The organism is Streptomyces sp. NPDC002817 (genome assembly GCF_053592055.1).
Genome location: NZ_JBSFUY010000028.1, coordinates 32,837 through 54,353 on the forward strand (window position 1 = coordinate 32,837; position 21,517 = coordinate 54,353).

Here is a 21,517-nt window from a genome sequence, read left to right on the forward strand (position 1 = left end):
CAGTCCGCAACGGCCCGATCTCGCAGAGGCCCCCTCCGCTCGACACCCACAGGAGCAACGCAACCCATGCGTCCCCAGCGATCCCTCCTCGCTGCGGTCGGCACCATGACCCTGGTGCTGGCCTCCGTCTTCGCCTCCGGCACGGCCCAGGCGGCGTCGTCCGCCACATCCGCCGTCGCTCCGACGATCTCACCCGCCGCCCCCTCACAGCTGGTGCCCTCCGGCAGCCACATCACCTGTGACACAGGGAACTTCTGTGCCGGCGTCTGGGACCCCACGGTCAACCAGTGGCGGGTCTTCTTCCTGTACGACTGCGACCGCTACTACCTGTCGAACTGGCATGGCACGGGCGAAGTCATGAACAGCCAGACCGACGACGCCCAGGCAACAATCCACGGCCAGAACGGCGACGTGATCCAGACCTTCCCGGTCAGCACGGACGCACCCGACGTGGACTGGGAGCCCGTCTGGTCGATCCGCAACTGCTGACCAGCAACTACAAGGAGGTACTCGCGATTTTCAGCAGACTCATCAGGATGGCGGTTTCGGCCGTCGCGGTAGCGGGGTCGTTCATGGCCGTTACCGCCGGGCCCGCGTCCGCGGCTCACACCGATTACGGATGCCCGTACGGAGCCGTGTGCCTCTACAACAACGCCGACCCGAACTCGGGTATCCAGAGTGGCGGTGTCTACTGGGCCTATGGTCCGCACAACCTCAGCAACCAGTACGGCGATCACTACGTGATGAACAACCAGTACGACGACGCCTGGGTGGAGCTGTGCACCGGGTACAACGGAACTGGCAGAGGAACCACCATCATTTACGCGGGGTGGGGGTTCGCCCAGAACCTGAGCCCGATCAACTCCATTGTGCTGGGCACCGGCAACAACTACCCCTGCTCCCCTCCGTGATCGGGACGTAGCCCGGACCACGCCGTCGGACCGTTCTCGACATCCTCGCCTGAGCCGAGCCCGCCGCACGTGAGACACGGTCACTCCGACCCTGTCGCGCGTGCGGCGCGGGCGTAGCGGGCGGCGAGGTCCGCGCACGCCGTGGCCAGTTGGGGTGGGCCGACGACTTCGATCTCGGTGTCGAAGCGGCCGATGGCCGCGGCGAGTCCGGTCCATGACCAGGAGCCGAGGGTGAGCCGGCAGTGGTGGGGGCCGAGTTCCTCGACGATTCCGTCCTGGGCGAAGGGCGCGATCTCGGCGGCTGGGAGAGGGAGGACGACCTCGCCCTGGCAGGGCCAGTCGGTGGTGGCGCCGTCGTTGCCGCGGAACCGGCCGGTGATGAACGCGGAGACGCTGCCGCCGGGGAGTTCGCGCGGGGTGAAGCGGGGGCCGGTGGGTGTGCGGGGCCGGACACGGTCGACGCGGAACGTACGCCAGTCCTCACGGTCCGGGTCCCAGGCCACGAGGTACCAGCGATTGAGCCGGGTGACCAGGTGGTGGGGTTCTACGCGGCGGGGTTCGTCGACTGAGGTGCTTGTGCCGGGGGCGTAGCAGAAGCGCAGTTCCTCACGGGCGTGGATGGCGCGGCTCAGCTCCACCAGGACATCCGTGTCGACCTCAGGGGCGTCGCGGGCCGCGGGTGGTGGCACAGCGGTGATGCGCAGCAGGTCGATGCGGTGGCGCAGGCGGGATGGCATGACCTGGCGGAGCGTGGCCAGGGCGCGGGTGGCGTCCTCGGCGACGGTCGCGTCGGTGGCCGAGGTCTGCAGCGCGACGGCCAGCGCAACGGCCTGGCCGTCGTCGAACAGCATGGGCGGCATGTGGGTGCCGGCGTCCAGGCGGTATCCGCCGGCCGGTCCTTTGACGGTCGTGATCCGGTAGCCGAGTTCACGCAGCCGATCGATGTCCCGGCGCACGGTGCGCGAGGTGATGTCGAGACGCCCGGCGAGATCCTCGCCGGACCAGTCACGGTGCGTTTGCAGCAGCGAGAGCAGAGCGAGCAGTCGGGAGGATGTCTTGTGCATGAGATCCATCCTGCCCGCAGTACAGGACACATCCTGTCCGCTACCTCCGCCAGGGTGACCTACGTCTTCGTCACTTGAGGCAAGGAGCAGACCATGTCCGTCACGACCACCACGCACCTGAACTTCCGGGGCACCGCGCGTGAGGCGCTGGACTTCTACCAATCCGTCTTCGGCGGACGCAGCGTCGCGGTGACCTACAAGGACGCGGGCGCCGTGCAGAACGAGAGCGAGGCGGACTGGGTGATGTGGGGCGAGGTGGCCGGCGACAACGGCTTCCACGTCATGGCCTACGACGTGCCCTCGCAGCTGCCCTGGAACCAGGGCGAGAGCCCGTTCTTCGTCTCCGTACGCGGTGACGACAGCGACGAGATCAGCGCCCTGTGGGGCAGGCTCGCCGAGGGCTCGGCCGTCGTGCGCCCGCTGGAGCCGGCGCAGTGGGCGCCGTTGTACGGCATGCTCACCGACCGCTTCGGCGTCACCTGGGTCCTGGACGTCAGCGCCCCGTACAACGGCTGAGGCGGCTGACCGGTCCGGCCCGCCGCGACCACCCGGGCGGGCCGGACGCCTTACGTCAGGTTCAGGTCGCTGTGCAGCACGTAGTGGTCGGAGTACGAGCTGGGTTCCACACTGTGCCTGAGCGGGGTGATACCTCGTAGGAAGACGTAGTCGAACTTGCTCTGCCACTCGGTGGTCGGCTTGCAGGCGCCGACGGAGGCGGGACGGCACTGCGGGTCGGTGTCCGTGGCCAGCGCCCAGATCGGGGACAGCTCGGGAGCGTCCGGCACGGCGTTGAAGTCGCCGAGGACGATGGCGCGGTCGTGCCGGGCGATTTCCTTGGCGAGTACGGTGGCCTGCTTCGCCCGGACCTCTTCCTGTCGTCGTTCGGCGAAGTGGGTGTTGAAGACCCGGACGGACTGGCCGCCCACCTTCGTGGTGACGGCCATGTAGCCGCGGTCCTCGGACCCGCCGTCGGGGTATTCCACATTCACGCGGTCGGTCATCGGAGCCGCCGACAGAAGCGCCTGGCCGTAGCCTCCCGGATTCCACGGCGCTCCCCCGCAGCGGCCCCAGTTCTGCAGAACCGACCCGTACTCGACGTGGTAGACCAGCCCGAAAAGGCTCTCCAGATAGTCGCGGATCTTCTTCACGTCAGGCGCGCACGCCTCCTGCACGGCGATGACCTGCGGCGCGTACTCGGCGATCTCCGCCGCCCGGTCGACGTTGCTCTCCTCGCACGGGTTGCACAGATTCCACGTCATGACCCGGTTCGGGACGACCTTCTTGACCGCGCCGATGGGCTCCGACCTGCCGGAGAGAGCTCCGCCCAGTGCACCGGAGCCGACGAGCGCCATGCACGCGACGATCACCGCACCCGCGAACAACCCCGCGCGCCTACCGAACACCAAGGCCTCCCCAATATCGATACACGCGGCATCCAACGTCCTGTGCTACGTATGTACGAGATTATGGGACCCGGTTGTCGACCATACATTCACGGCTTCGGAAACGGCGGCAGCTCGTCCATGAGCCGCAGCAGCCTCCGGGCAGGGGCCGCGTCCTCCGGGCGTACGGACAAGGCGAGGTTCTCGATGACCGGCCGGCCTGCGAAGACGGCAGCCCTGGCGGCAGCCTCCCAACCGGGTTGGTCTCGGTAGCTCGTGCGGTTCTTGCTGTGCCTGGCCGCCGCAGCGGCGGAGTGCCACTGCTCGGTCCGGCAGATGCTCTCCAGCAGGTCCCACAACTCGGCCTTGCAGGGCACATGCGGGGCCCCGGTCAGTTCGAGGAGGAACGGGACCGTCGGGGCCGTCGCCTCGCCGACGACGAACCCCAACGCGCAGATGACGTCGCCCAGTTCATCGACGGCGAGACGGGCGGTGTCCTCATCCGCGTACGCGATCCGGGACAGCAGAGCGGGGACGCCTCCCGCCGATGCCTGCTGCGCACCACGGAGCTCGCCCCAACGGATCCGTGAGACGCCTTTCAAGAGGCCAGGCCTGGGAATCGAGCCGTGAGACATCGGTCAGCCCGGGGCCGGGGCGCTGTCGGCCGTGTCGGTGGTGCGCAGCAGGCGCAGGAAAGCCTTCACGCCCGCGATGATCTCCTGGTTGTCGGTCAGGCGGTTCACCGTGGACTCGAACTCCCTGCCGAGCGCGGCGATCCTGCGGTCCGTCTCCTCGGTGCGCTCGTAGCTGCTCATGGCCAGCGCGTCCATGGTGCGGCGCAGTTCGGACAGCGCTCGGTACTGTTCCTCCGCCTTCTCCTCCAGTACCCGTGTGCCGGCCTCGGCACGGTTCAGCCGGCCTTGCAGCTCCACGACGTCGTCCCGCGGGTACGTGACGTCCTTCAGGAGTGTGCTCAGACGACGCCGGAGCTGGCCGAAGTAGGCGCCGGCCGGGCGGAAGAAGGTGCTCAGCAGGAAGAACGCCGCGAACCAGTAGCCCGTGAACTCGCCTGTCGCCCAGGTGACCGCGAGGACGACCGCGACCGTCAGGACGTGGCCCGCCACCGCCGCCCGGAGCATGGTGCGGGCGATACGTGCGGCCTCGGTGTCCCGGGCGGCAGGGACCGTGATGCCCTTCTCGCGGCTGACCGCGATCTCGGCCAGCACGGTATGTGCGCGGAAGTAGAGGTTCCACGGCAGCGTCAGCAGGAACAGCAGCCATACGAGGCTCAGCACGCCCGCCCCGACCGCGAACACCAGTGCGGGTGGCGCTCCCGCCGCGTAAGCGAAGACCAGTGCCGCGGCCGCCACCGCCACGGCTGCGACCGCCCCCAGCAGTCTGCCCATCCCCCGCCTCCCGTCGGCACGTCGACACAGCTCATCGTCCCCGGCCCGGCACGGTTCGGCATGAGTATGCGTACTCAAGGAAACATGCTGCGCGGCCGGTGATCGCCGAGCTCGTCATCGTGTGGATGTCAGGCCGTGTGCTGGTCGGCGAGGCTTCCGGAACGGCAGGCGCGAAGATCCGCAGGCGTATTACGATACTGGTCGAAGTGTCCTGACAGGGGGCTGCCATGGCGAGGAGCGGTTCAAGGGCCGGGCTCCTCGGGAGGCAGAGCGAGTGTCAGGTACTCGATGATCTCCTGGCAGAGGCCAGGGCCGGGCGCAGTGGAGTCCTGGTGCTGCGAGGTGAGGCAGGGATCGGGAAGTCCGCACTGCTGACATATCTCCTCGAACGTGCCGCTGATTGCCGTACCGTCCGGGTCGGCGGTGTCCAGTCCGAGATGGAGCTCTCCTACGCCGGTCTGCACCAGCTCTGCGCTCCGCTGCTCTCGGGTCTCGATCAGCTACCCGAGCCTCAACGCGACGCGCTCGGCACGGCGTTCGGTCTGCGGGCCGGCGCCGCGCCGGACCGGTTCCTCGTCGGCCTGGCCACGTTGAGCCTCCTCGCGGACGCCGGTGCGAGCCGGCCGCTGATCTGTCTGATCGACGACGCGCAGTGGCTGGATCGCGCGTCGGCGCTGACCTTGGAGTTCGTCGCCCGTCGGCTGCTGGCGGAATCGGTCCTGCTCGTCTTCGCCGTCCGTGAGCCCGGCACCGGCGAGGCGTTCGGCAGCCTTCCCGAGCTGCCCGTCGTGGGACTGACCGAGCACGACTCCCGAACGCTCCTCGACTCTGTCGTCACCGGACCGCTCGACCAGCGAGTGCGTGACCGCATAGTCGCCGAGTCACGCGGGAACCCGCTGGCGCTGCTCGAACTGCCCCGCGAGGTGACCGCGGGGGACATGGCCGGCGGATTCGGGCATCCGGGCGCATGGCCCCTGTCGAGCCAGATCGAGCAGGGGTACCTCCGCCGTATCCAGTCCCTCCCCGCCGAGACACGACGCCTTCTGTTCACCGCGGCCGCCGAGCCCATCGGTGACGTGACCTTGCTGAGGCGCGCCGCCGAACGGCTGGGGATCGACGTGGACGCTGCCGCGGCGCCCGCCGACGAGGCGGAGCTGATCACACTTGGCACGCGGGTGCGGTTCCGGCATCCGCTGGTGCGCTCGGCGGCCTATCGCTCGGCGGGCCCCAACGAGCGCCGAGAGGTGCACCGGGCGCTGGCCGAGGCGACCGACGCCCGGCTCGATCCGGACCGTCGGGCCTGGCATCTGGCCGACGCGGCCTTCGGGCCCGACGAGACGGTGGCCGCCGAGCTGGAGCGTTCCGCCGGCCGGGCGCAGGCGCGCGGCGGTATCGCGGCGGCAGCAGCGTTCCTCCAGCGCGCGACCGAGTTGACACAAGATCCTGGCCGACGTGCGCAGCGTGCCGTGGACGCCGCACAGGCCAAGCTCCACGCCGGGGCTTTCGAGTCGGCGGCCGATCTCCTCGGCACGGCGGAGCTCGGCCCCCTGGACGAGCTCGGGCGGGCACGGGTCGATGTGCTGCACGCCGGGATCGCGTTCGCCCAGAACCGGGGCGGTGAGGCTCCTCCGCTGCTGCTCGCCGCCGCTCGCCGGTTCGAGCGCCTCGACGTCGCGCTCGCCCGGGAGACCTATCTGGACGCCGTCGCGGCCGCGATATTCGCCGGTCGCCTGGCGCACGGCCCAGGACTCGGGGAGGTGGGCGAGGCGGCTGTCGGCGCGCCGCCGGTGCATCCGGCGCGCGTCCCCGACCTGCTGCTGGACGCCGTTGCCGCGCGCCTCACCGACGGTTACGCGGCTTCGGTGCCGATGATGCGGCGGGCCCTCGAAGCCTGCTGTGACCAGGAACTCCCGGCCCAGGACGCGCTGCGCTGGCTCTGGCTCGGTTCGGTCCTCGCCTCCGAGCTGTGGGACGACGAGCGCTGGCACCTGGTCGCGGCGCGCCATGTGACCATCACCCGCAAGGCCGGAGCGCTCAGCGAACTCCCCCGTGCGCTCGACTCCCGCGCACACATGCACCTCATCGCCGGGGAGCTGGTGGCTGCCGCGTCGCTGGTGGAGGAGGTCCGCACGGTGTGCGAGGCGACCGGGAGCAACCCGGCGCGCGTCCAGCCGCTCGGCCTGGCCGCCTGGCGCGGACGCGAGCGCGAGGCCCGCGCACTGATCGACACCATGTTGAGCGAGGCCGAACCGCGTGGGCAGGGAGCCGCGGTCACCGTCACCCACTGGTACCACGCGGTGCTCTGCAACGGCCTCGGCCGCTACGCCGACGCGCTGGCCGCGGCGCAGAAGGCAGCCGCAGACCAGCAGGAGTTCGCCGCGCCGCGGTGGGGTCTGGTCGAGTTGGTCGAGGCAGCCGTACGCAGCGGCGCACCCGAGCTGGCGACCGACGCGCTCGCGCAGCTGTCCGAAGCGACGCAAGCCAGCGGTACGGACTGGGCCCTGGGCGTCGAAGCACGCTCACGCGCGCTCGTGAGCGAGGGCGACGCCGCGGAGCGGCTCCACCGCGAGGCGATCGAACGGCTTGCCCGCACCCGCGTTCGCGTGGAGCTGGCCCGCGCGCAACTCCTCTACGGCGAGTGGCTGCGCCGTGAGAACCGTCGCGTCGACGCACGAGCCCAACTGGCCGCCGCGCACGAGACGTTCAGCCAGATCGGTGCCGAGGCGTTCGCCGAACGCGCGCGAGGTGAGCTGCAGGCCACGGGGGTGAAGGTCCGCAACCCTGCCATCGCCACGCACACGGCCCTCACGCCCCAGGAGGCGCAGATCGCCCGCCTTGCCGGCGAAGGGCTCACAAACCCCGAGATCGGCGCCCAGTTGTTCATCAGCCGGCACACGGTCGAGTGGCACCTGCGCAAGGTGTTCTCGAAGCTCGGAATCGCCTCGCGCAAGGAGATCCGCGCCATGTGGGCCGACGGTGAGGCGACATCGGCCTGAGGCGGGCGTCGCCGTCGGACCGGCCGCGTGTGTTCGACGCCGTCTCCCGGGGTCACAATTCCGTTGCCGGGCACCGGCCGTCTTCGATCCAATACCTCCATGACTCATGACGGCCACACGGACCATCTGGAGCAGAACCGACGGTACTGGGATGACCAAGCGGCCGCATGGCACGGCCCGCTCGCCCGTGATCACTGGGCCGAGGTGGAACCACGCTGGGGATTGTGGGCGACCCCGGAGTCACAGGCCTCCGTGCTTCCCTCCGACATTGCCGGGATGCGCACCATCGAGTTGGGCTGCGGTACCGCCTACGTGTCGGCCTGGCTGGCCAGAGCGGGTGCCCATCCGGTCGGGATCGACCTCTCCGAGCAGCAGCTCAGCACCGCTCGCGCCATGCAGGCGGAGTTCGGCATCGACTTCCCCCTGGTCCTGGGCAACGCCGAGAAGGTGCCTTACGAGGACGGCTCGTTCGACCTGGCGATCAGCGAATACGGTGCCTCGCTGTGGTGCGACCCCTACCGGTGGATCCCGGAGGCAGCCCGCCTCCTCGCTCCCGGAGGCCGACTGGTGTTCATGCGCTACTCACCCCTGTTCGCGCTGTGCGTGGGACCCGAGGGATCGGCGTCCACCTCTCTGTCCCGCACACAATTCGGCCTGACCCGGCTGAACGGAGGCAATAATGTGCAGTTCGTCCTGCCGCACGGCGAGACGCTTCGTCTGCTCCGGTCCTGCGGGTTCGTCGTCGAGGACCTGATGGAGATTCAGGCACCCCGGCCTACGGAGCGGGACTACTCGGAGGTGTCCGCCGATTGGGCCCGGCAATGGCCCAGCGAGGAGATCTGGAAAGCCCGGCTGGCGGGCTGAGGGCGCCGCGGGCGGTGGCTTGCTCCGGTGAGCTGGTCACTCGGGCTGGTTCCAGTGGAGTTCGAGCGCTGCTGCCACGGCGGTCGGCATCTGCAGGAGCGGCCAGTGATTGCAGTCCAGTCGCAGGAAGCGGGATGCGCGCACCGCGGTGGCCAGTTTCTCGCCGAACTCGACCTGGCAGGCCGGATCGAGGGCGCCCCAGAACACCAGGGCCGGGGCGGACAGGTTCGCCAGGGCGGGTTCCCAGTCGGCGCCCATGGTCAGGGCGGAGCGGTAGAGCCTCAGGACGCTGTGTTTCATCGGTCCGTCCACGTGGCGGACCATCTCCTCGGCGAGTTCGGAGGGGACGTCGAAACCGGCTCTCAACTCCTTGGCGAAGGTCGTGGGTTCGAGCTCGTTCATGTACCGGTCGCAGTACAGCTGGTCAGACGGTGGGACGTGGCGCGCGCAGGTGGGCCCGTCGGGCCAGTTCCTGCTCATCGACCAGTTCCAGCATGGGCTTGCCCGGCGCGCACATCATCGTCACCACGAACCGGGTCCGGGCATCGGGCAGCGCGTTGCCGTCCTGGTAGTGGATCGCGTCGCCGCCGGGTTCCCAGAACGTTCCGCCGGCCTCGACGACGCGCTCGGGTTCGCCCTCGAGCTCAAAACGGACCGCGCCCTCGATGACGTACCCGAACGCCGGTCCCGAGTGCCGGTGCGGCGGGGTTCCCGGGTCTCCCGGCTCCCACTCGACCTCGATGGTCATCGCCGAGGCGCCCTCGGGGACGGAGATCGGTGCGGCGTCCTGCAGCATCTTCGCCGCCGTCTTCCACCCCTGCGACCGTGTCCGCAGGCCGGTCCCGTGAGCTGAGTCCTTGTTCCGCACTGTGCTGCACCTCCGTAGGTCCACCGGACCATGGGGCTCCCATGGCCCTTCCTCAGTGATGACCGGGCTCCGAGGGGATCTGTGACACCACGGGACGTGTTGATCTCACAACATTGGCACGAACCCAGCCCTAGATGTTGTGAAGGACGGACGTCACCGTCACCGCGCGGGGAGGCATGGGTGACGTGGTCGCCGACGCACTCGACGTGCCGGCTTGTAGCATGGGTGATCCACTTCTGGAGGACACCTATGCGCGCCGGTGACGCAGACGCTCTCGACCAGGCAACCCGGGAGTTCATCTCGGTGCGTCCCCGGCTCTTCGGGATCGCCTATCGGGTGCTCGGAAGCGTCGCGGAGGCCGAGGACATCGTCCAGGACGCATGGCTGCGCTGGCAGAACACCGACCGCGCCGACGTCCTCGATCCGACCGCCTTTCTGGCCACGGTCACCTCCCGTCTCGCGATCAACCTCGCCCAGTCCGCGCGCAAGCGCCGCGAGTCGCATGTCGGACCGTGGCTTCCGGAGCCGGTCGACACCAGTGCGGATCCGCAGTTGGGTGCGGAGCGAGCGGAGGCGCTCGATCTGGCGGTGCTGCTCCTTCTGGAGAAGCTCAACCCGGTGGAACGGGCCGCGTACGTACTGAGGGAGGCTTTCGAGTATCCGTATCCGCAGATCGCGGACATGCTGGAGACGAGTGAAGCCAACTCGCGCCAGTTGGTCAGCCGGTCCCGTAAACGGCTGCAGGCGGAACGCAGGGAGCCGGTGAGTCCCGGCGCGCACCAGCGGCTGCTGGAGGTGTTCCTCTCCGCGGCGCAGGGCGGCGATCTGAAGGTCCTTGAGGACGTTCTCACCGAGGATGTCGTGAGTTACACCGACGGTGGCGGGGTGCGTGGGGCATCCCGGATTCCGGTCGTCGGGCGGCTGCACGTCTCCCGCTATCTCGCCGCCTTCGCGCCCCGGTTCTGGCCGGGGACCGAGGTCCGCCGGGTCGAGGCGAACGGCAGGCCGGCCATCCTCGTCTCGTCCGGCGGCGACGCGGTGGCGCTGTTGTCCCTCGAGGCCTCGGCGCGCGGCATCGAACGCATCATGTGGGTCATGAACCCGGAGAAACTGGCACGTTACGTCGCCTCCCTGAACGCCTGAGGCAGCCCGGCCGTCGGTTCTGTGCCAGGCCGCCCGGTCTCGCGTCACACGTCGGGGGGCTTACCGGTCAAGTCGTTGTCCGGAACCTGGGATTCTCCATGACGTGAAGGTGGATCATCGACCATGAACGAGCACATCCGGTTGCCCGACCTGTCCACGGACAAGGATTTCCAGGGCGAGTCCTTCGCCCCTCATCTACACCACGACCGTGACGGTGAGCGGTGAGGCGGCGGCTCATGGGCGGGCCTCCGGGAAAGCGCGCTCGGACGACGGTGTTCAGGATCTGGACCTGCACATGCCTGCCGAACTGGGCGGCGACGGTCAGGGGACGGACCCCGAGCAGTTGTTCGCGGCCGGGTTCGCCGCCTGCTTCCACGGCGCACTGAGCCTGGTGGCACGGCAGGCCGCGCTCGGCCCCGTCCCGATCTCGGTGGACGCGACCGTCGCGTTCGGGCGGGATCCCGAGGACGGCGGCTATCTGCTCCACGTCGGCCTGGTGGTCAAGTGGCCGGGCATCGATCCCGAGATCGCCGCTCTCCTTCTGGAGAAGGCGGATTCGCTGTGCCCGTACGCGCGGATGGCCTGGCACGGCACACCGACCACCATCACGCCGGCTTCCTAGTTCCTCAGGAGGGAAACCTCAGGTCGACGTCGGCGGCCTCTTCCTTGCGGATGCCGAAGCGGGCGGTGTCCTCCTTGTACGAGCTGTGCCCGGGCAGCTGGACGACCACACGGTGGTCCCCGTCCGTCACGGGGCGCTCGGCCCTGTCCTCGCGAGGCCGACTCGAAGTACTCCGCGGTGGAAGATCGCCTCGACCGGGCAGACCGGCTCGCACGCGCGGCAGTCCACGCATTCCGCGGGGTTGATGTAGAGCGTCCGGTTCCCTCGTGGATGCAGTCCACGGGGCATTCGGCGAGGCAGGCCTCCCTTGACGTCGACGCATGGCTCCGCAACGACGTACGTCATCTTCTCCTCCATGGTCCGGCTGGAGGTATGACTGAGACGCTCGCGCGGGTGTGAAATCCCGCGTGTTTTCCGCTGGCCGTGGCCGGTGTTGTCACAGGATGAGGGGTTGTGCGGTCTGAAGGGTGTCCCTTCCGACATGACTCGCAGCATGCGACATCCGAGACGAGGAACACTGTGAACGCATTCGTGATCATCGGTGGCGGTCTCGCCGCGGGCAAGGCGGCAGAGGCATTGCGCGAGCGGGGCCACAGCGGCCCGCTCGTCATCATCGGCGACGAGCGGGAGAAACCCTACATCCGGCCGCCGCTGTCCAAGGGGTACCTACTCGGCAAGGAGGAGCGCGATTCGATCTTCGTGCACCCGGACGACTGGTATCGCGAGCACGAGGTCGAGCTGCTGCTGGGGACGAGAGCGCGTGCGGTCGACGTGCGGGCGCGGCAGGTGGAGCTGGACGACGGCCATCGGGTTTCCTACACCAAACTCCTGCTGGCCACCGGTTCGTCGCCGCGTCGGCTGTCGGTTCCGGGGGCGGACCTCGACAACGTCCTGTACCTGCGCCGGGTGGGCGACAGTGAACGGCTCAAGTCCGCCTTCACCGCAGGTGCGAAGATCGTCGTGATCGGTGCCGGGTGGATCGGTCTGGAGACGGCCGCTGCCGCGCGCACGGCCGGTGCCGACGTGACGGTGCTCGTGCACTCCGAGCTGCCCCTGCTGAAGGTGCTGGGCCGGGAGGCCGCCGAGGTGTTCGCCGCCCTCCATGTCGAGCACGGCGTCCAACTGCTGCCCGACGTACAGGTCGAGGCCCTCACCGGAACGGACGGCCGGGTGAGCGGAGTCCGTCTGCGCGACGGCCGGCATCTGGAGGCGGACGCGGTGGTCGTCGGGGTGGGCATCACCCCCAACGTCGAACTCGCCCAGGAGGCCGGCGTGGACGTGCGCAACGGCATCGTGACCGACGCCCACCTGCACACTTCCGTCGAGGATGTCTACGCCGCGGGTGACGTCGCCAACGCCTACCACCCGCTGCTCGGCCGGCATCTGCGCGTCGAACACTGGGCCAACGCGCTCAACCAGCCGCGTGTGGCGGCGCTCGGCATGCTCGGCGAGGACGCCGTCTACGACCGGTTGCCGTACTTCTACACGGATCAGTACGACCTCGGAATGGAGTACACGGGACACGTCGAACCCGGTGGCTACGACCGTGTCGTCTTCCGCGGTGAGCCGGCAAAGCGACAGTTCATCGCGTTCTGGATGGCGGGAAGCCGGGTGCTGGCGGGGATGAGCGTCAACGTGTGGGACGTGATCGATCCGATCCGGGACCTCATCGTCTCGGGGGCGGACCTCGACGACGCACTCCTGTCCGACCCGGACGTGCCCCTGGACCGCGTCCTGCCCTGATGCCGGAACGGTGTCACAGAAACCCCGATGGTCCGGTCGTATTGAGTGACACCCTTGGCGATCGGAGAAGACCGTGGCTCTCACCGAACAACATCTTTCCACCATGGTGCTGGTGATCGGCACCGGCGGAGCCGGGCTGCGAGCGGCGATCGAACTGGCCGAAGCCGGTGTCGACGTCCTCGCGGTCGGCAAGCGCGCCAAGGAGGACGCCCACACGGCGCTCGCCGCCGGAGGGATCAACGCCGCCCTGTCCACCATGGATCCCGAGGACAGCTGGCAGCAGCACGCCGCCGACACGCTCAAGGAGAGCTATCTGCTGGCCGACCCGCGCACCGTCGAGATCGTCACCCAGGGGGCGGCCCGGGGCATCGACGACCTGGAGCGCTTTGGCATGGCCTTCGCCCGGGAGGAGGACGGGCGGATCTCCCAACGGTTCTTCGGCGCGCACAAGTTCCGGCGCACCGCCTTCGCCGGCGACTACACCGGGCTGGAGATCCAGCGCACGCTGATCAGGCGTGCGGAGCAGCTGAGGATAGCGGTGCTCGACGGCGTCTACATCACTCGGCTTCTGGTGCACGACGGTGCGGTCTTCGGCGCCTACGGCTTCGATCTCACGAGCGGCCGGCGTTACCTGATCCACGCGGACGCCGTCATTCTGGCCGCGGGCGGCCACACGCGTATCTGGCGGCGGACCTCCTCGCGGCGCGACGAGAACACGGGCGACTCCTTCCGTCTGGCCGTGGATGCCGGTGCCCGGCTGCGCGACGCCGAGCTGGTGCAGTTCCATCCGTCCGGCATCATCGAGCCGGAGAACGCGGCCGGCACGCTGGTCAGCGAAGCCGCCCGGGGTGAGGGCGGCGTGCTGCGCAATGCGGTCGGGGAGCGGTTCATGGCCCGCTACGACGCCGACCGGATGGAGCTGTCCACCCGCGACCGCGTGGCCCTGGCCTCGTACACCGAGATCAAGGAGGGGCGGGGGACGCCCGACGGAGGCGTGTGGCTCGACGTCTCCCATCTGCCACGGCAGACGATCATGACGCGGCTGCCCCGTGTCTACCAGACGCTGCTCGAGCTGCAGATGCTGGACATCACCCGGGAACCGATCGAGATCGCGCCCACCGCGCACTACTCGATGGGCGGGGTGTGGGTGCGTCCGGAGGACCACAGCACCGACGTGCGGGGCCTGTATGCCATCGGTGAGGCGTCGAGCGGGCTGCACGGTGCCAATCGTCTCGGCGGGAACAGTCTCATCGAGCTGCTGGTCTTCGGCCGAATCACCGGGCAGGCTGCTGCCGCCTACTCGCAGTCGCTGACCGCACAGTCGCGGTCGGCGTCGGCCATCGCCCGGGCCCGTGCCGAGGTGGACGGCCTTCTCGCCGCGGACGGCCCGGAGAACGTCCGTGCACTGCAGCGGGCCATCCGCAACACGATGACCGAGCATGCCGGTGTGGTCCGTGACGAGGAGGGACTGCGCGCGGGACTCGCCGAGCTCTCGGTGATCGAGAAGCGGATGCAGGACGTCGGCGTACATCCGGACATCGCCGGTTTCCAGGACCTCGCGCACGCCTTCGATCTGCGGTCCGCCGCCCTGGCCGCCCGGGCCACTCTCGAATCGGCGCTGGAGCGTCGTGAGACGCGCGGCTGTCACAACCGCAGCGACCATCCCGACCTGGATCCCGCTCTGCAGGTCAATCTCGTGTGGTCGCCGACGACCGGTGTCACCCGCGAGAGCATTCCGGCAGTTCCTGACGAGATCTCCTCTCTGATGGAAGAGGTGTCGACCGAGGGAAAGCTCGCCGAATGAGAATCTTCTCGATTCTTTCGGGCCCGCTGTCACACAGAGCGGTGCTGCCCGGTCTCTTCTAGTGCAGACCGAATGGGACGATGTGAACCCACGAGAGGAATCCGTTATGAAGGTCGTAGTGATCGGTGGCACCGGGCTCATCGGCTCGAAGCTGGTGGCCAAGCTCGACGAGCACGGCCACGAGGCGGTCGCGGCGGCGCCCAACACCGGTGTCAACACCCTGACGGGCGAGGGCCTGGCCGAGGTTCTCAAGGGTGCGTCGGTCGTCGTGGACGTGTCCAACTCGCCCTCCTTCGAGGACGAGGCCGTCATGGACTTCTTCCGCACCTCCACGACCAACGTCCTCAAGGCGGAGGCCGAGGCCGGTGTGACACACCACGTCGCGCTGTCCGTGGTCGGGACCGAGCGGCTTCAGGGGAGCGGCTACTTCCGAGCCAAGCTGGCCCAGGAAGAGCTGATCAAGGCGTCCGGCATGGCCTACTCCATCGTCCATGCCACGCAGTTCTTCGAGTTCGCGAAGGGGCTCGCGGACGGGGTGACCGAGGGCGACACCGTGCGTCTGCCCGCCGCGAAGATCCAGCCGATCGTCTCCGACGACGTGGCCGCGGCCGTCGGCCGTACCGCGGTCGGTTCCCCGGTCAACGGCGTGGTCGAGGTGGCCGGTCCCGAGGCGTTCGAGCTCGAGGAGTTCATCCGCATGGGCCTGGCCGTCCACGACGACCCCCGCAAGATCGTCACGGACCCGCAGGCGACGTACTGGGGCGCCGAGTTGCAGGAGGACACGCTTCTTCCGGGCCCCGACGCGACCATCGCCGAAACCCGCTTCGCCGACTGGCTCGCGCAGCAGAAGTAGCCGCCGCAGGTGGCCCCCGTCGGCGACGGGGGCCACCTGTTGTCTCCGGCAGCGGGGAATGGATCCGGATTCCGGTTTCCATGACCGGCGGAATTTCGCATCAGGAGAATTCCTGAGGGAAGCGAAACGATGAATCAAGCCACTGATTGCCCCACCGATATCGCGACCGCCGTCGTATCTCTGACCGCGGAAGCGGCGGAGCTGGAAACTCGTATGCACGCGATCCGCCGGGAACTCGCGGACGTCAAGGAACGCATGCAGGCGGTCACCGCCGCCCTGTCAGCGACCTGCGGGTAGCCGACCGGCGTCCGTGGCGAGAATCCTCTCCAAGCGTTCGACGTCACCGGATCGGGCCGCCCCGAAGAACGCCTGGACGAGCCTGCGGTGCGCGACCGCATCCACCGGCTGCCGCCGGCGGTCGGCAGCCAGTCGCTGCTGGGCGCGTGACACCTGCTGCCTGGTGTTGGCGACGCTCAGGCCCAGCAGCTCGGAGATCCGGACGTACGGGTGGCCGAACCCCTCGCGCAGCAGGTAGGCGGCACGCTGTGTGGGTGTGAGGGTCTCCATCAGCAGCAGGACCGCTCGCTCCACGGCGTCCTGCCGCTCGGCCACCGACTCCGGGCTCGCGTGGCCGTCGGCCAGGTCCAGAAGCCAGGGGCTGCTGCACGACTCGCGGCGCCGCCAGGCGGACTGCACCACGTTGATGGCCAGGCGCACGGTCGTCGTCCTGAGCAGCGCCCGTGGGCTCCCGACCACGGTGCGGTCCGTCCCCAGCCATCGGAGCCATGTCTCCTGGAGGACGTCTTCGGCGTCGCTCGTGTTGCCGAGGATCTGCCGGGCGATCCTGAGCAGTCCGGGCCTGGCGTCGATGAAGACCGACGTCGCTCCGTCCATTTCCCCCGTCGCCGACCGGACCGCGGTGCTCGCCGTATCCCGACCACGCTCGACGTCGACCAGATGAATGTTCACGACCGGCTCCTCCGCTCCGAGGGTCGGCAGCCCGAACGGCGGCCCACGGCCAACGTCGCTCTCCAAGGCGCCCCATCGCGCCCTTGGAAGTCCGTAGGTGACTTCGTGGTGCCCCCTGGTGGGTCCCGGGCCCGCCCGCCGCACGGCCCCGCACAAAAAACAGGCGTTCGTCGCTCTCCCCGCGATGTACGCGGTCCCGGTGCGGCTCGGGCGACTTCCTGACCGAGGCCTCAGTCCTCGAAGCCAGTGTGCGTATACCGCATCCACACCCATTGCGTCAGCCGCGAACAGTGGCAATCATTGGTTCCGCTTGGGCTACTGCCTATGATGTCGGAGGGTACCCGTACCCGCGTCCGGACCAAGCGGCACCGCAGGTGAGCCGGGGCGCGGCGCAGAGGGTGAGGATGAGAGGAACACATGGTCTCCGTAACCCACGTGGCACATGACATCGAGGTCACGGCCGAGGGGCTGCAAGCGGAACTGGCCCGGCTGGAGCTTCAGAAGCAGGCGCTGGAAAGGGAATTGGCCGCGGTCGTGGCGCACCTCGCGTCCGTGCAGCGCACTCTGAGCACCTTTGCGTCGCTGATGCGTGATCCGGCGGCCGGGAAGCGCGGTCAGGCTGCGGTTGCGGCCGCCCCGCAGGAGGCCGCAGCCGTTTCCTCGCCGGGGACTCCGGACACCACAACACCTGCCGCGACGCCGTCCGCGGCGCCGAAGGCTCGCAAGGCGCGGAGTGGCAAGAGCGCGGGACGTCCCGCTGCCGACGCCGTCGACCCTGACGGGCAGAAGCAGTACGGCCAGCTCACCGAGCAGATCATGGAGTACTTCGCCTCGGTCGGTGATGTCGATGTGCGGGCCCGTGATGTCGCGGCGGCTCTCGGACGTGACTCCGACAGCGGGAGCATCAACGCGGTCCGCAGCACGCTCGACCGTCTCGTCGGCACGTCCCGTGTCCGCCGGGCCGGGCGAGGCCTGTACCGCGCGCAGGCTTCCTGACTCCACGTTGCGCGCGCCGGGCCTGGGTGCTTGGGCGGGCGGCTGAGCATGGTCCCGGGCGCCACTCATCGGGGGAGTGTGCGGCGCCCGCAACACTGTGTCGATTCTACCAATGTTTTCCCTGTGCGCCGGAAGCTGTCACACAACACTGTGATCTAGGTGTCGACGCCGGAGGATCGGTCACGTCTTCTTTCGCAGCAGGCGGGTGATCTCCCGGCCCGCGTCGTGCGTCAGCCGCGCGCTTCTCCCGTTGCTGACACCGAGCGCGGTGGCGAGCCTGCGTGCGTGCAGGTCGACCGCTGCCTCGACGAGTTCGGCGAACGTGTGCGCCGCGTCCCGGCCGCCGCGCCAGGCGCTCACCGATGTCACCGCCGCGACCAGCGCCGCGGGGCCACCACCACGGGACCACGGCGGGACACAGCAGGGCCCGGCCGGCGCGACGCGCGGCGGAGCTGAAGGCGTCCCGCGCCGTCGTCAGGTCCGTCCGAGGTATCTGGGGCAGCAGCAGACGCGGCCATGCGGAGGACAGCTCGATCCGGTAGGCGTCGAACACCCGGTGGTCGACGGCCGTGAGCCGGTCCCCCATCCACGTGGGGCGCCGGGGCGGGGCGAGGGAGATGCGCTTGCGGGCCTGCCACCGCCGCGGACACCCGGCACGTCCTCGCCGGACAGTGGCGCGACCTGCTCACCGAGATCCGCACCACCCGGCCGGGCTTCCGGCATTTCCTTCAACCGCCTCCGGTGTCGGTCCTGTTGGCGCAGGCGGACGCCGGTCCCGTCGTGGTGGTCTACGTGAGCCGCTTCCGCTGCGACGCCCTGCTGCTCCACCTGGGGCGGGCTGCGCGTGGTGCCGCTGCCGGAGCTGACCCTCGACGGTGTCCGGCAACACGTCGAGGCGTTCCTCACCGCCCTGCGGGGATTCACGGACCGGTGCGTGACTTCCTGGAGGATCCCGACCGCCAGGACGTCCTCGATCTGGTCCTGCGCCGACTCTGGGACACCGTGGCGGACCCGGTCCTCGACGTGCTCGGAATCGACGGCGTAACCGCAGGTCACACGGCGCAACGGCTGTGGTGGGTACCCACGGGACCGCTCACCCTCTTGCCGCTGCACGCGGCGGGGCATCACCGCGAGAGCGGCCGACCGGTGCCGCGTACGGTCCTCGACCGGGCCGTCTCGTCGAACTCCCCACCGTACGGGTCCTTGCGCACACCCGCGGCCGAGCAGACCACTCCCGCCGCCACGCTCAGGAGGGCAACGGTCGCACACGCCTGCTCCCGCGCCGCGCCGCGCCCAGCGGCTTTCTGGTCGTCTCCGTCCCCGAAGTACCAGGAGCCGGCAGTCTGGAACGGGCGGCCGAGTAGGCGGCCCCGCCGGCGCGGACCGTGACCGGGGCGCGGGTCCTGGGCGGCACGGACGCCACCCGCAGCCGTGTGCTGGAGGAGATCGGGCACCACGGCCGGCTGCACTCCTGCGGGTACGGTGTGACCGAACCGGACGGTCCGTCCCGCAGTCACCTGGTGGTCCACGATCCGGCCGACCGGCGCCTGACGTATTCGAGGGTTGCCGTATTCGCCGTAGAGCGAGCAGTTCCGTACCCGGCTCGGTCACGTCAGCGGTGACAAGGTGTCAAGCTCTCGCCGCAACGGGCGCCGCGCCGGCCGCCCGCGCTCCGGTGCGAGCCTTCCCCCCTCTGTCACCGCGCCGTACGGCCCCCTCCCGGCAGCGGCAATCCCGCGCGGCAGAAGGCTCATCCGGGGCTACGAGGTTCACGGCGCCGGTACGGCACCGATCTGCTGCATCACCTCGAGGAGATCGGGCTGGCCCCGTTCGCCGACGATCCGGCCGCCGGCCAGGTAGTAGAAGTTCATGGCCTGCACCGAGATCTTGTTGCCGCTCGCCGGGACCCCGAAGAACTCACCGTCGTGGGTTCCCCGCATGGTGAACCGCGCGGCCACGGTGTCGCCTTCGGTGACCGTCTCCTCCAGCGTCCACTGGACGTCGGGGAAGGCGCTGCGCATCATTCCGATGACTTCCAGGTACCCATCGGGCCCCCGCAGTGGTTCCGGGTGGCTTGGAGCGTGGAACACCGCGTCCGGAGAAATGACCTCGCGCGCGAGGTCCTCGTTGCCCGTGTTGATGAACTCGACGAAGCGGTGCATCACTGACTCGGTGGACTGCGATGGCATCTTGCTGTGCCTCTCCAGAGAAGTTTGGGCGGGTACCTCGCGAGCGTAACATCGAATCGATGTTCACATCGATTCGATGTTCTCGTGCGAAGATGGGCTCATGCTGGAACTCGCGATACTCGGCTTCCTCGCCGAGGGACCCCTGCCTGGACACGAGCTGCGCCGCCGCGTCTCACAGCTGACCGGCTATACGCGGCCGGTCAGTGACGGCAGCCTGTATCCGGCGATCAATCGTCTGACCAGGGCGGGCTGGATCGAGCGGCGCGCCGATCCGGCCGCGGGGGCGGCCCGGTACGTGCTCAGCCTGACCCCGGCCGGGCGGGCCGACATGCTTCAGCGCCTGCGCAAGCCCGCCGACCACGAGATCACCGACTTCACCCGGTTCTACGCCGTCCTGGCCTTTCTCTCCCACCTGCCCGACGTGGCCGAACAGCACGCGGTGCTGCGCAGACGGCTGGAGTTCCTGGAAGAGCCGGCGAGCTTCTTCTACGACAACGCACGGCCCCTGCGTGCCGAGGAGATCACCGACCCCTACCGGCGGGGCATGCTGCTCACCGCCCGCGCCACCAGCCGTGCCGAACGGACCTGGCTGCGCGAGACCCTCGGGGAGGACCCGCCCGTGTCCGACACCGCAGGCACCGACAGCGATCCGCACGCGCCCGCCGCTCCCGCAGGCTGACCACCCACGGAGGGACCCCCATGCTTGCTTCCTGGTACGACGCCCAGGGACCCGCCGCCGATGTCCTGCACGTCGGCGAACTCCCTGATCCCGTCCCCGGCCCCGGCGAGGTCCGCGTCCGCGTCACCGTCTCGGGCGTCAACCCCGGCGACACCAAGAAACGGCGCGGCTGGCTCGGCTCGTCCATGCCCTTCCCGCGGGTGATCCCGCACAGCGACGCCGCCGGAGTCATCGACGCCGTGGGCGCCCAAGTCGACGCCCGCCTCGTCGGACAGCGGGTCTGGGTATACGGCGCCCAGTCCTACCGCCCCTTCGGCACCGCCGCCCAGTACACCGTCGTACCCGACCACCAAGCCGTACCTCTGCCCGACCACCTCGGTGACGAGCTGGGGGCGAGCCTCGGGATCCCCGGCATCACCGCCCACCGCACCGTCTTCGCCGATGGCCCGGTCGACGGCCGACTGGTCCTGGTCCACGGAGTTCTCGGCGGCGTCGGCTCCCTGGCCGCCCAGCTCGCCCACTGGGCCGGCGCCACCGTGATCGCCACCGTCCGCCGCACCGCGGACCTCGACCACGTCGACCCGGCCGTCGTCTCCCACGCCGTCGCCCTGGACACCGGCGAGCCCGCCGCTGCCATCCGCGCGTACGCGCCGCGGGGCGTCGACCGGATCATCGAGGTCGCGCTGTCCGACAACGCCGATCTCGACAACGCCGTCGCCGCCGACAACGCCGTCATCGCCGCCTACGCCACCCGCTCGGACCGCACCGAGATCCCCTTCTGGCCGCTGCTGTTCAACAACGTCACCCTGCGGCTGCTCGGCAGCGACGACTTCCCCGCCGAGGCCAAGCGCCAGGCCGCGCGCGACCTCACCTCCGCCGCCGCCGTCGGCGCCCTCACCGTCGCCGTCGGCGACCGTCACCCGCTGGACGACATCGCCAAGGCCCACGACCACGTCGACGCCGGCGGTGGCCACGGCCGCGTCCTGCTCACCATCCCCCGATAGCGCAGACTCGGAACACCGCCCTGC

Annotated in this window: 25 protein-coding genes and 1 pseudogene; 14 read left to right on the forward strand and 12 right to left on the reverse strand. The window is 69.4% G+C overall.

Translation table 11 applies throughout. The features are described from left to right. Positions 1-66: 66 nt before the first annotated feature. On the forward strand, positions 67-489 hold the full coding sequence (locus ACWD3I_RS36735; RefSeq protein WP_365396880.1) for a hypothetical protein: 423 nt from the start codon (positions 67-69) through the stop codon (positions 487-489). A 146-nt stretch (positions 490-635) separates the two neighbouring features. Next, a complete protein-coding gene (locus ACWD3I_RS36740; RefSeq protein WP_365396877.1) occupies positions 636-911 on the forward strand; it encodes a hypothetical protein in 276 nt (91 codons plus the stop codon). 80 nt (positions 912-991) lie between these two features. On the opposite strand, the gene ACWD3I_RS36745 is transcribed toward ACWD3I_RS36740, so the two are convergent. Next, positions 992-1,975 (reverse strand): helix-turn-helix transcriptional regulator, encoded by a 984-nt coding sequence (locus tag ACWD3I_RS36745; protein ID WP_365396874.1) that lies wholly within the window; start codon positions 1,973-1,975, stop codon positions 992-994. A gap of 93 nt (positions 1,976-2,068) precedes the next feature. On the opposite strand from ACWD3I_RS36745, the gene ACWD3I_RS36750 reads away from it, so the two are divergent. After that, a complete protein-coding gene (locus tag ACWD3I_RS36750; RefSeq protein ID WP_365396871.1) occupies positions 2,069-2,491 on the forward strand; it encodes a VOC family protein in 423 nt (140 codons plus the stop codon). Between the two features lie 50 nt (positions 2,492-2,541). Here ACWD3I_RS36750 and ACWD3I_RS36755 read toward each other — a convergent pair whose 3' ends face one another. The 3 genes from ACWD3I_RS36755 to ACWD3I_RS36765 form a co-directional block, all read right to left on the reverse strand. Beyond that, positions 2,542-3,378, reverse strand: a complete 837-nt coding sequence (locus tag ACWD3I_RS36755) for an endonuclease/exonuclease/phosphatase family protein (protein WP_451084281.1) — start codon at positions 3,376-3,378, stop codon at positions 2,542-2,544. 89 nt (positions 3,379-3,467) lie between these two features. Further along, positions 3,468-3,959 carry a hypothetical protein gene (locus ACWD3I_RS36760; protein ID WP_365396867.1) on the reverse strand — a complete coding sequence of 164 codons (492 nt, stop codon included), beginning with the start codon at positions 3,957-3,959 and terminating at the stop codon, positions 3,468-3,470. A gap of 36 nt (positions 3,960-3,995) precedes the next feature. Next, positions 3,996-4,763 (reverse strand): hypothetical protein, encoded by a 768-nt coding sequence (locus ACWD3I_RS36765; protein WP_365396864.1) that lies wholly within the window; start codon positions 4,761-4,763, stop codon positions 3,996-3,998. Between the two features lie 227 nt (positions 4,764-4,990). On the opposite strand from ACWD3I_RS36765, the gene ACWD3I_RS36770 reads away from it, so the two are divergent. Continuing rightward, positions 4,991-7,759 (forward strand): ATP-binding protein, encoded by a 2,769-nt coding sequence (locus ACWD3I_RS36770; RefSeq protein WP_365396861.1) that lies wholly within the window; start codon positions 4,991-4,993, stop codon positions 7,757-7,759. Between the two features lie 99 nt (positions 7,760-7,858). Beyond that, entirely contained in the window at positions 7,859-8,623 is a 765-nt protein-coding gene (locus ACWD3I_RS36775; protein ID WP_365396858.1) for a class I SAM-dependent methyltransferase, read from the forward strand. Between the two features lie 36 nt (positions 8,624-8,659). Here ACWD3I_RS36775 and ACWD3I_RS36780 read toward each other — a convergent pair whose 3' ends face one another. Further along, positions 8,660-9,025 (reverse strand): alpha/beta fold hydrolase, encoded by a 366-nt coding sequence (locus ACWD3I_RS36780; protein WP_365396855.1) that lies wholly within the window; start codon positions 9,023-9,025, stop codon positions 8,660-8,662. Between the two features lie 22 nt (positions 9,026-9,047). Continuing rightward, entirely contained in the window at positions 9,048-9,419 is a 372-nt protein-coding gene (locus tag ACWD3I_RS36785) for a cupin domain-containing protein (RefSeq protein ID WP_365396898.1), read from the reverse strand. Positions 9,420-9,740: 321 nt separating this feature from the next. On the opposite strand from ACWD3I_RS36785, the gene ACWD3I_RS36790 reads away from it, so the two are divergent. Both ACWD3I_RS36790 and ACWD3I_RS36795 read left to right on the forward strand, forming a co-directional pair. Continuing rightward, positions 9,741-10,634 (forward strand): RNA polymerase sigma-70 factor, encoded by an 894-nt coding sequence (locus tag ACWD3I_RS36790; protein ID WP_365396852.1) that lies wholly within the window; start codon positions 9,741-9,743, stop codon positions 10,632-10,634. 208 nt (positions 10,635-10,842) lie between these two features. After that, entirely contained in the window at positions 10,843-11,256 is a 414-nt protein-coding gene (locus ACWD3I_RS36795; RefSeq protein WP_365396849.1) for an Ohr family peroxiredoxin, read from the forward strand. 4 nt (positions 11,257-11,260) lie between these two features. On the opposite strand, the gene ACWD3I_RS36800 is transcribed toward ACWD3I_RS36795, so the two are convergent. Together ACWD3I_RS36800 and ACWD3I_RS36805 are read right to left on the reverse strand one after the other, a co-directional pair. Continuing rightward, a complete protein-coding gene (locus ACWD3I_RS36800) occupies positions 11,261-11,386 on the reverse strand; it encodes a hypothetical protein (protein WP_365396846.1) in 126 nt (41 codons plus the stop codon). Between the two features lie 47 nt (positions 11,387-11,433). Beyond that, positions 11,434-11,601, reverse strand: a pseudogene (locus tag ACWD3I_RS36805) (indolepyruvate ferredoxin oxidoreductase subunit alpha); the annotation flags it as partial. A 174-nt stretch (positions 11,602-11,775) separates the two neighbouring features. On the opposite strand from ACWD3I_RS36805, the gene ACWD3I_RS36810 reads away from it, so the two are divergent. From ACWD3I_RS36810 to ACWD3I_RS36825, 4 genes are all read left to right on the forward strand, one after another. Beyond that, positions 11,776-12,999 carry an NAD(P)/FAD-dependent oxidoreductase gene (locus ACWD3I_RS36810; protein ID WP_365396843.1) on the forward strand — a complete coding sequence of 408 codons (1,224 nt, stop codon included), beginning with the start codon at positions 11,776-11,778 and terminating at the stop codon, positions 12,997-12,999. A 103-nt stretch (positions 13,000-13,102) separates the two neighbouring features. Continuing rightward, on the forward strand, positions 13,103-14,803 hold the full coding sequence (locus ACWD3I_RS36815) for an FAD-binding protein (RefSeq protein ID WP_365396895.1): 1,701 nt from the start codon (positions 13,103-13,105) through the stop codon (positions 14,801-14,803). Between the two features lie 106 nt (positions 14,804-14,909). Then, positions 14,910-15,656, forward strand: coding sequence for an SDR family oxidoreductase (locus tag ACWD3I_RS36820; RefSeq protein WP_365396840.1), 747 nt, complete (start codon positions 14,910-14,912; stop codon positions 15,654-15,656). Positions 15,657-15,785: 129 nt separating this feature from the next. Continuing rightward, positions 15,786-15,953 carry a hypothetical protein gene (locus ACWD3I_RS36825; protein WP_365396837.1) on the forward strand — a complete coding sequence of 56 codons (168 nt, stop codon included), beginning with the start codon at positions 15,786-15,788 and terminating at the stop codon, positions 15,951-15,953. Here ACWD3I_RS36825 and ACWD3I_RS36830 read toward each other — a convergent pair. Then, on the reverse strand, positions 15,936-16,625 hold the full coding sequence (locus tag ACWD3I_RS36830; protein WP_365396834.1) for a sigma-70 family RNA polymerase sigma factor: 690 nt from the start codon (positions 16,623-16,625) through the stop codon (positions 15,936-15,938). The genes ACWD3I_RS36825 and ACWD3I_RS36830 overlap by 18 nt on opposite strands. Positions 16,626-17,042: 417 nt before the next feature. Between ACWD3I_RS36830 and ACWD3I_RS36835 the strand changes: the two genes are divergently transcribed. After that, on the forward strand, positions 17,043-17,621 hold the full coding sequence (locus tag ACWD3I_RS36835) for a hypothetical protein (protein WP_365396831.1): 579 nt from the start codon (positions 17,043-17,045) through the stop codon (positions 17,619-17,621). Between the two features lie 180 nt (positions 17,622-17,801). Here the strand turns inward: ACWD3I_RS36835 and ACWD3I_RS36840 are convergent, their stop codons facing one another. The 3 genes from ACWD3I_RS36840 to ACWD3I_RS36850 all read right to left on the reverse strand — a co-directional run bounded on the left by ACWD3I_RS36840 (position 17,802) and on the right by ACWD3I_RS36850 (position 19,783). Next, positions 17,802-17,981, reverse strand: a complete 180-nt coding sequence (locus tag ACWD3I_RS36840; RefSeq protein WP_365396828.1) for a hypothetical protein — start codon at positions 17,979-17,981, stop codon at positions 17,802-17,804. A 764-nt stretch (positions 17,982-18,745) separates the two neighbouring features. Continuing rightward, a complete protein-coding gene (locus tag ACWD3I_RS36845; protein ID WP_365396825.1) occupies positions 18,746-19,078 on the reverse strand; it encodes a hypothetical protein in 333 nt (110 codons plus the stop codon). 312 nt (positions 19,079-19,390) lie between these two features. Then, the gene (locus ACWD3I_RS36850; RefSeq protein ID WP_365396822.1) at positions 19,391-19,783 is read right to left on the reverse strand and encodes an ester cyclase; all 393 of its coding nucleotides are present in this window, start codon (positions 19,781-19,783) and stop codon (positions 19,391-19,393) included. A gap of 127 nt (positions 19,784-19,910) precedes the next feature. Between ACWD3I_RS36850 and ACWD3I_RS36855 the strand changes: the two genes are divergently transcribed. Then, the gene (locus ACWD3I_RS36855; RefSeq protein WP_365396819.1) at positions 19,911-20,489 is read left to right on the forward strand and encodes a PadR family transcriptional regulator; all 579 of its coding nucleotides are present in this window, start codon (positions 19,911-19,913) and stop codon (positions 20,487-20,489) included. A 20-nt stretch (positions 20,490-20,509) separates the two neighbouring features. Beyond that, on the forward strand, positions 20,510-21,493 hold the full coding sequence (locus tag ACWD3I_RS36860) for an NADPH:quinone reductase (RefSeq protein ID WP_365396816.1): 984 nt from the start codon (positions 20,510-20,512) through the stop codon (positions 21,491-21,493). The last annotated feature ends 24 nt before the right edge of the window (positions 21,494-21,517 follow it).

Bases quoted from the DNA above. Each gene is read 5' to 3' on its own strand.
- ACWD3I_RS36735 (WP_365396880.1), top strand. From the start codon at position 67: ATGCGTCCCCAGCGATCCCTCCTCGCTGCGGTCGGCACCATGACCCTG.
- ACWD3I_RS36745 (WP_365396874.1), bottom strand. From the start codon at position 1,975: ATGCACAAGACATCCTCCCGACTGCTCGCTCTGCTCTCGCTGCTGCAA.
- ACWD3I_RS36750 (WP_365396871.1), top strand. From the start codon at position 2,069: ATGTCCGTCACGACCACCACGCACCTGAACTTCCGGGGCACCGCGCGT.
- ACWD3I_RS36765 (WP_365396864.1), bottom strand. From the start codon at position 4,763: ATGGGCAGACTGCTGGGGGCGGTCGCAGCCGTGGCGGTGGCGGCCGCG.
- ACWD3I_RS36770 (WP_365396861.1), top strand. From the start codon at position 4,991: ATGGCGAGGAGCGGTTCAAGGGCCGGGCTCCTCGGGAGGCAGAGCGAG.
- ACWD3I_RS36775 (WP_365396858.1), top strand. From the start codon at position 7,859: ATGACTCATGACGGCCACACGGACCATCTGGAGCAGAACCGACGGTAC.
- ACWD3I_RS36780 (WP_365396855.1), bottom strand. From the start codon at position 9,025: ATGAACGAGCTCGAACCCACGACCTTCGCCAAGGAGTTGAGAGCCGGT.
- ACWD3I_RS36785 (WP_365396898.1), bottom strand. From the start codon at position 9,419: ATGCTGCAGGACGCCGCACCGATCTCCGTCCCCGAGGGCGCCTCGGCG.
- ACWD3I_RS36790 (WP_365396852.1), top strand. From the start codon at position 9,741: ATGCGCGCCGGTGACGCAGACGCTCTCGACCAGGCAACCCGGGAGTTC.
- ACWD3I_RS36815 (WP_365396895.1), top strand. From the start codon at position 13,103: ATGGTGCTGGTGATCGGCACCGGCGGAGCCGGGCTGCGAGCGGCGATC.
- ACWD3I_RS36820 (WP_365396840.1), top strand. From the start codon at position 14,910: ATGAAGGTCGTAGTGATCGGTGGCACCGGGCTCATCGGCTCGAAGCTG.
- ACWD3I_RS36825 (WP_365396837.1), top strand. From the start codon at position 15,786: ATGAATCAAGCCACTGATTGCCCCACCGATATCGCGACCGCCGTCGTA.
- ACWD3I_RS36835 (WP_365396831.1), top strand. From the start codon at position 17,043: ATGGTCTCCGTAACCCACGTGGCACATGACATCGAGGTCACGGCCGAG.
- ACWD3I_RS36850 (WP_365396822.1), bottom strand. From the start codon at position 19,783: ATGCACCGCTTCGTCGAGTTCATCAACACGGGCAACGAGGACCTCGCG.
- ACWD3I_RS36855 (WP_365396819.1), top strand. From the start codon at position 19,911: ATGCTGGAACTCGCGATACTCGGCTTCCTCGCCGAGGGACCCCTGCCT.
- ACWD3I_RS36860 (WP_365396816.1), top strand. From the start codon at position 20,510: ATGCTTGCTTCCTGGTACGACGCCCAGGGACCCGCCGCCGATGTCCTG.